8 protein-coding genes are annotated in these 8306 nt (G+C 71.7%); 7 read left to right on the forward strand and 1 reads right to left on the reverse strand.

What is annotated here, in order from left to right:
* The first annotated feature begins 11 nt into the window (after positions 1 to 11).
* The 4 genes from G3I65_RS10930 to G3I65_RS10945 are packed head-to-tail and all read left to right on the forward strand — an operon-like array spanning position 12 to position 4986.
* A complete protein-coding gene (locus G3I65_RS10930; protein WP_160696000.1) occupies positions 12 to 1238 on the forward strand; it encodes a sugar ABC transporter substrate-binding protein in 1227 nt (408 codons plus the stop codon).
* On the forward strand, positions 1235 to 2173 hold the full coding sequence (locus G3I65_RS10935; protein ID WP_160696001.1) for a carbohydrate ABC transporter permease: 939 nt from the start codon (positions 1235 to 1237) through the stop codon (positions 2171 to 2173). Before G3I65_RS10930 ends, G3I65_RS10935 begins: the two co-directional genes overlap by 4 nt.
* Complete coding sequence (locus G3I65_RS10940) at positions 2170 to 2973, forward strand: carbohydrate ABC transporter permease (protein ID WP_160696002.1); 804 nt, start codon at positions 2170 to 2172, stop codon at positions 2971 to 2973. The genes G3I65_RS10935 and G3I65_RS10940 overlap by 4 nt, the downstream gene beginning before the upstream one ends.
* A gap of 9 nt (positions 2974 to 2982) precedes the next feature.
* Positions 2983 to 4986 (forward strand): TIM-barrel domain-containing protein, encoded by a 2004-nt coding sequence (locus G3I65_RS10945; RefSeq protein WP_160696003.1) that lies wholly within the window; start codon positions 2983 to 2985, stop codon positions 4984 to 4986.
* A 1-nt stretch (position 4987) separates the two neighbouring features.
* Here G3I65_RS10945 and G3I65_RS10950 read toward each other — a convergent pair whose 3' ends face one another.
* The gene (locus G3I65_RS10950) at positions 4988 to 5548 is read right to left on the reverse strand and encodes a TetR/AcrR family transcriptional regulator (protein ID WP_160696004.1); all 561 of its coding nucleotides are present in this window, start codon (positions 5546 to 5548) and stop codon (positions 4988 to 4990) included.
* Between the two features lie 83 nt (positions 5549 to 5631).
* Between G3I65_RS10950 and G3I65_RS10955 the strand changes: the two genes are divergently transcribed.
* From G3I65_RS10955 to G3I65_RS10965, 3 genes are all read left to right on the forward strand, one after another.
* Positions 5632 to 6513 (forward strand): aldo/keto reductase, encoded by an 882-nt coding sequence (locus G3I65_RS10955; RefSeq protein ID WP_160696005.1) that lies wholly within the window; start codon positions 5632 to 5634, stop codon positions 6511 to 6513.
* Positions 6514 to 6598: 85 nt separating this feature from the next.
* Positions 6599 to 7456, forward strand: a complete 858-nt coding sequence (locus G3I65_RS10960) for an oxidoreductase (protein WP_160696006.1) — start codon at positions 6599 to 6601, stop codon at positions 7454 to 7456.
* Positions 7457 to 7465: 9 nt separating this feature from the next.
* Entirely contained in the window at positions 7466 to 8065 is a 600-nt protein-coding gene (locus tag G3I65_RS10965; RefSeq protein WP_160696007.1) for a TetR/AcrR family transcriptional regulator, read from the forward strand.
* The last annotated feature ends 241 nt before the right edge of the window (positions 8066 to 8306 follow it).

The following is an 8306-nucleotide window of genomic DNA, read 5'->3' on the forward strand; positions in this document are numbered from 1 at the left end:
GGAGAATCGCCATGTCCGTAGCCCGTCGCGCCCTCATGCTGACCGCGGGTGCCGTGCTCCTGGCCGCGTGCAGCCCCAGTCCCGCGCCCACGGCCCCGGCCGGCGCCCAGCCGGCCGGCTCGATCACCGAACTCGACTACTACTCCGACGAGCAGGGATCCGCCGCGTGGCAGAAGATCCTCGACACGTGCGCCAGCCAGACCGGCATCAAGATCGAACGGCAGAAGGTGCCGACCAACCAGATGCTGCCGAAGGTCCTGCAGGGCGCCAGCTCGAAGACGCTGCCGGACCTGCTGTTCACCGACAACCCGACGCTGCAGCAGGTCGCCGCCACCGGCGCGCTGACCCCGCTGGCCGACTACGGCATCACCACCGACGGCTACTACGAGAGCATCGTCAAGGCCGGCACCTACCAGGACAAGGTGTACGGCGTGGCGCCCGGCGTCAACGGGCTCGCGCTGATCTACAACAAGGACCTCCTCGCCGCGGCCGGTGTCCAGCCGCCGAAGACCTGGGACGAGCTGAAGGCCGCCGCGGCCAAGCTGACCAAGGACGGCAAGTACGGGCTCGCCTTCTCCGCCATCCCCTCCGAGGAGGGCACCTGGCAGTTCCTGCCGTTCTTCTGGAGCAACGGCGCCGAACTGTCCCAATTGGACTCCGCGCAGTCCGTGAAAGCGCTTCAATACGTCACCGACCTCGTCAATTCCGGGTCGGCGTCGAAGTCCGTCGTGACCTGGAACCAGAACGACGTCGCCGACCAGTTCGTCGCGGGCAACGCGGCGATGATGGTCAACGGGTCGTGGAACCTGGCCCGGCTCGACGAGCAGCAGTCCCTGCACTACGGCGTCGTGCCGATCCCGGTGCCGCAGGCGGGTGCCAAGCCGGTGGTCGCCCTCGGCGGCGAGGTCGGTGCCGTGCCGGTCACCGGCGGTCCCACCCAGCAGGCCGCCGGCAAGGTGCTCTCCTGCATCCTGTCGGAACCGACGATGCTCGAGTGGAGCAAGGCGCACGCGTACATCCCGTCGAAGACGGCCACCGCGGCGAAGTTCGGGACCGAGCAGCCCGCGATGCAGGCGTTCGTCGACGAGGTCGGCACCGCCCGCTCCCGGACCGCGGAACTCGGCGAGAAGTACCCGAAGGTCTCGCAGGCTCTGGCCGATGCCGTCCAGGCGGCGCTGACCGGGAAGCTGCCCGCCGACCAGGCCCTCAAGGCCGCCCAGCAGGCGAGCGGGTCGTGACCCTGGTCGCCCCGGCCGTCAGCGCACCGCCTCGTGCCGGCCGCAAAACCCGGCGGGACAACCGGTTCGCCGCGTGGCTGTTCCTGCTGCCCGCGCTCGGCTACGTCGTCGTGTTCTTCGGCTACCCGCTGGCCGCGAACGTCGTGATGAGCACGCAGGACTACACGGTGAAGTCGTTCTACACCGGCGAAGCACCTTTCGTCGGCGTCGCCAACTACGCCGCTGTGTTCGGCAACCCGCTGTTCTCGACGGCGGTGGTGAACACGGTCCTGTTCACCGCCGGGTCGCTCGTCTTCCAGTTCGGCATCGGGCTGGCGCTCGCGGTGTTCTTCAACGGGCGCTTCCTCGGCAGCGCGCTGCTGCGGTCCCTGCTCCTGCTCCCCTGGCTGCTGCCGCTGGTGGTCAGCGGCGCGGTCTGGCGCTGGATGTTCGACCAGGACCACGGCGTGCTCAACGCGGCGCTGCGGTTCTTCGGCCTCGACGCGGTGCCGTGGCTGAGCAGCACCGGCTGGGCGCTGCCGGCGGTCGTCCTCACCAACATCTGGATCGGCATCCCGTTCAACCTGGTGATCCTGCACGGCGGGCTGCGCGCGATCCCCGCGTCGCTCTACGAAGCCGCGTCACTGGACGGCGCCGGTGCCTGGCAACGGTTCCGGCACATCACCTGGCCACTGCTGCGGCCGGTCACCGGGATCGTGCTCATGCTCGGGCTGGTCTACACGATCAAGGTGTTCGACGTGATCATGGTGGTCACCGGCGGCGGGCCGGCCAACGCGACCCAGACGCTGACGACGTGGTCCTACCGGCTGTCGTTCCAGGACTTCGCGTTCGGGCAGGGCGCCGCGGTCGGCAACGTCCTCATCCTGGTGGCGACGGTGTTCGGGCTGCTGTACCTGCGCTCGGCGAAGGCCACCCTGGCCGAGGCGGCGGCGTGAAGGCCCGGACGGTCATCGGCGTGCTGATCGTCGCGGTGCTGCTGTTCCCGCTGTACTGGATGGTCAACGCGTCCCTGCAGCCCAGCGGCGCGCTGCTGCGCCCGGACCCGGCGTTCTTCCCGGTCGGCGGGACCCTGGACGGCTATCGCAAGGCGCTGTCCACCCAGGGGCCGAACCTGCTGTCCAGCGTGGTCGTCGCGCTCGGCACGGTGCTCGTTTCGCTGGTGATCGCCGCGCCGGCGTCGTACGCGCTGGCGCAGCTGAAGGTGCGCGGCGGTCCGGTGCTGGTGTTCGTGCTGCTCATCGTGCAGATGATCCCGGGCATCGTGATGGCGAACGCGCTCTACACCGTGTTCAGCAACCTGGGGCTGATCGACAACTACCTCGGGCTCGTGCTGGCCGACTCCACCGCGACCATCCCGTTCGCCGTGCTCCTGCTGCGGGCCTTCATGATCTCGGTGCCGAAGGAGCTGACCGAAGCGTCCAGAGTGGACGGCGCCGGGTACTGGCGGACGTTCTTCTCGATCATCGTCCCGGTCAGCCGCAACGCGCTGGTCACCGCCGGCCTGTTCTCGTTCCTGTTCGCCTGGGCGGACTTCCTGTTCGCCGTCACCCTCACCACCGGCCAGTCGTTCGAACCGATCACCGTGGGCATCTACCGGTTCGTCGGCAACCAGTCCGCCGACTGGAACGGGATCATGGCCACCGCCGTCCTCGCCGCGATCCCCGCGGCCGTCCTGCTCGTCGTCGCCCAGCGGTACGTCGTCGCCGGGCTCACCAGCGGCGCCGTCAAAGACTAAGGAGAGCGCTTGATCGCCACGACCGAAGACGGCCGCTCGCTGGAAGTGCGCGTGCGGCACGAGGTGCTGCGCGTCGAGCCGTGGGGCGACGGGAGCCTGCGCGTGCGCGCCGGGCGCCACCGGATCCTCGATGACGTGCCGGGCGCGCTGCTGCCCGCGAAGCCGTCCGCCGCGACCGCCACGGCCGACGGGCGCACCGGCCGCGTCGTCAACGGCGCGCTCACCGCGATCGTGGAGATCGCCGACACCGACACCGGCATCGACGCGCAGCTGAAGTTCGTCCGCACGGACACCGGCGAGGAGCTGCTTTCCGAGCAGCGGGCGCACTTCTGGTGGCCCGGCGCGCGGCTGTTCATGCCGTCGCGCAACGGCTACGGCCGGCTCGAACAGCGGTTCGCCGCCTACGACGGCGAGCGCTTCTACGGGCTCGGGCAGCACACGCACGGCCGGCTCGACCAGAAGGGCCTGGTCCTGGACCTGGTGCAGCGCAACGCCGAGGTGTCGGTGCCGTTCCTGCTCTCCAGCCGCGGCTACGGGTTCCTCTGGAACAGCCCGGCCGTCGGGCGGGTCGAGCTGGCCGCCAACGGCACCCGCTGGGTCGCCGACGACGCCCGCCAGCTCGACTACTGGATCACCACCGGCGACGGCCCGCGCCAGATCCTGGGCCACTACGCCGACGCGACCGGGCACCCGCCGATGCTGCCCGAGTGGGCGAGCGGGTTCTGGCAGTCGAAGCTGCGCTACCAGACGCAGGAGGAGCTGTTGTCAGTCGCGCGCGAGTACCACGCGCGGGGGCTGCCGCTGTCGGTGATCGTGGCGGACTTCTTCCACTGGACGCACCTCGGCGACTGGCGGTTCGACCCGGCCGAGTGGCCGGACCCGGCCGGGATGATCCGGGAGCTGGACGGGCTCGGCGTCAAGCTGATGGTGTCGGTGTGGCCGTCGGTCAGCCCGCTTTCGGAGAACTACCAGGAGCTGCACGAGAAGGGCCTGCTGGTCGCCGCGGAGAGCGGGGTCCCGGCGCACGCGCCGTGGAAGGACAAGGGGTTCGACGTCGAGATGCCGGTCGCGTTCTACGACGCGACCAATCCGGCGGCGCGGCGGTTCGTCTGGAGCAAGGTCAAGGAGAACTACTACGACCTCGGCGTGCGCGCGTGGTGGCTGGACGGCGACGAGCCGGAGATCCAGCCCGGGCACCCGCACAACCTCGGCTTCCACGCTGGTCCGGGCGCGGAGGTGTTCAACCTCTACCCGCAGGCGAACGCGCAGGCGTTCCACGACGGCATCCGCGCCGAGGGCGACGACGAAGTGGTGCTGCTGTCCCGCTCGGCGTGGGCGGGCAGCCAGCGGTACGGGGCCGCGCTCTGGTCGGGTGACGTCGCGGCGACGTGGGCGTCGCTGCGGGCGCAGGTCCGGGCCGGGCTGAACGTCGCCGTGGCCGGGATCCCGTGGTGGACCACGGACATCGGCGGTTTCCACGGCGGCGACCCGGCGTCGCCGGAGTACCGCGAGCTGATGGTGCGGTGGTTCCAGTACGGCGTGTGCTGCCCGCTGTTCCGCCTGCACGGCTTCCGCGACCCGCGGCCGCCGTTCGGGCCGGACATGACCGGCGGCCCCAACGAGGTCTGGTCGTACGGGGACTCGGCGTACGACGCCATCACGGCGTCGCTGCGGCTGCGGGAGCGGCTGCGGCCGTACCTGATGGCGCAGATGCGGGTGGCGCACGAACAGGGTGTCCCCCCGATGCGGCCGCTGTTCGTCGACTTCCCGGCCGACCCGGCGTGCTGGGCGGTCGAGGACGCCTTCCTGCTGGGCCCGGATCTCCTGGTCGCGCCGGTGCTCGAAGCGGGCGTCACGCGCCGCGAGGTGTACCTGCCGTCCGGTGCCGTGTGGACGGACGCGGTGACCGGGAACCGTTACGAGGGCGGGACTTCCGCCGAGGTGCCGGCGCCGGCGGACCGGATCCCGCTGTTCCTGCGCGACGACGCGGAGCTGCCGATCCGCCCGGAGTGACTCACGGCCGCACGGCGTCCGCCACGAGGTCCAGCAGCCGTCCGATCCGCTCCGGCTCGTGCCCGGCCGAGAGGAACACGCCCAGCAGCACGAAGGTCACGTCCTCGGGGTCGGCGTCGGCGCGCAGGGTGCCCGCCGCCGCGCCGGCTTCGAGGATCGCGCCGATCGCCGCGACGATGCGACGCCGGGTCTCCGCCGTGACGATGCGCCCGGTCCCGAGGCTGACGCGGAGGGTGTCGGCCATGCCCAGCTTGGTCGCGAAGAAAGCGGCGTAGCGGTCCATCCACGCACGCAGGGCGACCTCGGGCGGGTGCTGTTCGAGCAGGGCCGGGGCGCTGGCGGTGACGTCGTCGAGCTCGGCCGCGTAGACGGCTTCGACGAGCGCTTCACGGGTCGGGAAGTGCCGGTAGAGCGTCCCGATCCCGACGCCGGCCTCGCGGGCGATGGTCTCGAGCGCGACGGCGCCGTCGGTGGCGAACGCGGCGCGCGCGACCTCGACGAGCTTCTCGCGGTTGCGGCGCGCGTCGGCGCGCACCGGGCGCCCGGTTTCGGACGAAGGCAAAACGGAGGTCCCTCCGGTTGTGCTACGGTCGGGTTAGCGGAGGCTCCTCCGCTTCACCATCATCGCACGAAAGCGGGACAGCCATGTCTTCCAGCCAGCTAGCCGGCCGCACCGTCGCCCGCGTCGGGTTCGGCGCGATGCAGCTCGAACGCCTCCACGACGACCGGCCCGCCGCCGTCGCCCTGCTGCGCCGGGCCCTGGACCTGGGCGTCGACCACGTCGACACGGCCGAGTTCTACGGCAACGGCTTCGTCAACGACGTCATCCGCGAGGCGGCGGGCGACGACGTCCTGATCGCCACCAAGGTCGGCGCCGACCCGGACCCGGGTGGCCCGATCCCGCTCCGCCTCGCCCAGCGGCCCGAAGAGCTGCGGGCGAGCGTCGAGGACAACCTCCGGACGCTCGGCACCGAGCGCGTCGCGCTGGTCAACCTGCGCCGCGCGGAGCTCCGGCCGGGCCTGCTGGCCGAGGGCGACCAGCTGGTCGACGTCGACGACCAGCTGGCGGTACTGACGGCACTGCGCGACGAGGGCAAGATCGGCGCGATCGGCCTGAGCAGCGTCGGCCTCGACACGCTGCGGCGCGCCCTGCCGGCGGGTATCGCGTGCGTGCAGAACGCCTACAGCCTGGTCGCCCGCGACGACGAGGAGATGCTCCGGCTGTGCGAGGCGGAGGACATCGCGTGGGTTCCGTTCTTCCCGCTCGGCGGCGCGTTCCCGGGCCTGCCGAAGGTGACCGACGAGCCGGCGGTCCAGGCCGCGGCGGCGGCGCTGGACGTGACCCCGGCGCAGATCGGGCTGGCCTGGCTGCTGCACCACGCGCCGAACGTCCACCTCATCCCGGGCACGGCGAGCGTCGAGCACCTGGAGGCGAACATCGCGGCGGGGTCGGTGGTCCTGGACGCGGAGACGCTGGCGGCGCTGGACGCGGTGCCGTCGCGCTCGCTGGACGCCGCGCTCGGCTGACCCCGCCGAGATTTTCGACACTGTGCAGATTTTAATCTACGCGGCGTAGGCTCGACGGGGTCGAACCCCGGAACAGGAGCCGCGCATGTCCAGCAAGACCTTCCTCATCACCGGTGTCAGCAGCGGCCTCGGCCGCGCCTTCGCACGGGGCGCGCTCGAGGCCGGGCACACCGTCGTGGGCACCGTGCGCCGCGAGGACGACCTCGCCGCCTTCGAAGCCCTCGCACCCGGCCGCGCCCACGCCCGGCTGCTCGACGTCACCGATGACGAAGCCGTGTTCGCGCTCGTGCGGGACGTCGAAGCCGGCGTCGGCGCGATCGACGTGCTCATCGCCAATGCCGGTTACGGGCACGAAGGGGTCTTCGAGGAGTCGCCGCTCGCCGAGCTGCGCGCCCAGTTCGCCACCAACGTCTTCGGTGTCGCCGCGACCGTGCAGGCCGTGCTGCCCTTCATGCGGCGGCGCCGGTCCGGGCACGTCTTCGCCGTCAGCTCCATGGGCGGGCTGATGACCGTGCCCGGGCTGGCGTTCTACTGCGGCAGCAAGTACGCCGTGGAGGGGATCCTCGAAACCGTCGGCAAGGAGGTCGCCGGCTTCGGCGTGCATGTCACGCTGATCGAGCCGGGCTCGTTCCGGACCGACTGGGCCGGCCGCTCGATGGTGCGCACCGAACGGTCCGTTCCCGACTACGACGAGCTGTTCGGGCCGATCCGCGCGGCCCGCCAAGCGGCCAGCGGCAACCAGCTCGGCGATCCGGCCAAAGCGGCCGCGGCCGTCCTCGCCGTCATCGAGTCCCCGGAGCCCCCGTCCCACCTGGTGCTGGGCTCCGACGCGCTGCGCCTGGTCGCCGCGGGCCGTTCGGCGGTCGACGCCGAAATCGGGAAGTGGGCGGAGCTGTCCCGCTCGACCGACTTCCCCGACGGGCACCGGCTCGACGCGAACTAGGATCGCCCGATGGCCACGACGCGCAAGCGGCGGGACGCACCGCGCAAGGGCGACCTGCGGGAACAGGCGATCCTCGACACCGCCGAAGCCCTCCTCGACCGCGAGCACGTCGAGCCGATGACCGTGGAGACCATCGCCAAGGGCGCCGGGATCTCACGGGGGTCGCTGTACTTCTACTTCGGGTCCAAACAGGAAGTCCTGACCGCGCTGGTGGCGCGCACCGTCGCCGTGCTCGGCCAGGACGCCGCTTCGGTGGACGCCGGCGCCGACCCCGAAGAGACCGCGCGGGCGTCCGTGCGGCTGACCGAGCGGATGTGGCGGGACCACGGCCCGGTGATGCGCGCGGCCGTCGACCTCTCCCCCACCGTGCCCGAGATCGCCCGGCTGTGGCACGACACCGTCGCCGCGTACGCCGAGGCGATGACCGGCGTCCTGCTCCGCGCGGGCCTGCCCACCGGCGACGGCCCCACCGGCGCGGCCGCGGTGGCCCGGGCGCTGTGCTGGATGACCGAACGCGTCTTCTACCACGCGTCGCGGTCGCCGGGTGATCTCGACGCCGCGGCCGAGACCTGCGCCGAACTCTGGCGCCGCACGATCACGACCGGCTGACGGACACCTTCCCCTCTGGTGCCTGCCGCGGTCACCGCACCAGAGCGTCACGGCCGCCGGGCGGCCTCCACGCTGCCTCCGAAACCTGCGCCGAGCCCTGGCGCCGCACGATCACGACCGGCTGACAGGCACCTCCCGCTCCGGTGCCTGCCGCGGCCACCGCACCAGAGCGTCACCGCCGCCGGGCAACCACCACACCGCCGCCGAAACCTGCGCCGAACTCCGGCGCCGCACGATCACG

Origin of the sequence: Amycolatopsis sp. SID8362 (genome assembly GCF_010550475.1) — a bacterium.
GTDB lineage: Bacteria > Actinomycetota > Actinomycetes > Mycobacteriales > Pseudonocardiaceae > Amycolatopsis > Amycolatopsis eburnea.

Coding starts and splice junctions, on each gene's coding strand:
- G3I65_RS10960 (WP_160696006.1), top strand. CDS start 6,599: ATGTCCAGCAAGACCTTCCTCATCACCGGTGTCAGCAGCGGCCTCGGC.
- G3I65_RS10930 (WP_160696000.1), top strand. CDS start 12: ATGTCCGTAGCCCGTCGCGCCCTCATGCTGACCGCGGGTGCCGTGCTC.
- G3I65_RS10955 (WP_160696005.1), top strand. CDS start 5,632: ATGTCTTCCAGCCAGCTAGCCGGCCGCACCGTCGCCCGCGTCGGGTTC.
- G3I65_RS10965 (WP_160696007.1), top strand. CDS start 7,466: ATGGCCACGACGCGCAAGCGGCGGGACGCACCGCGCAAGGGCGACCTG.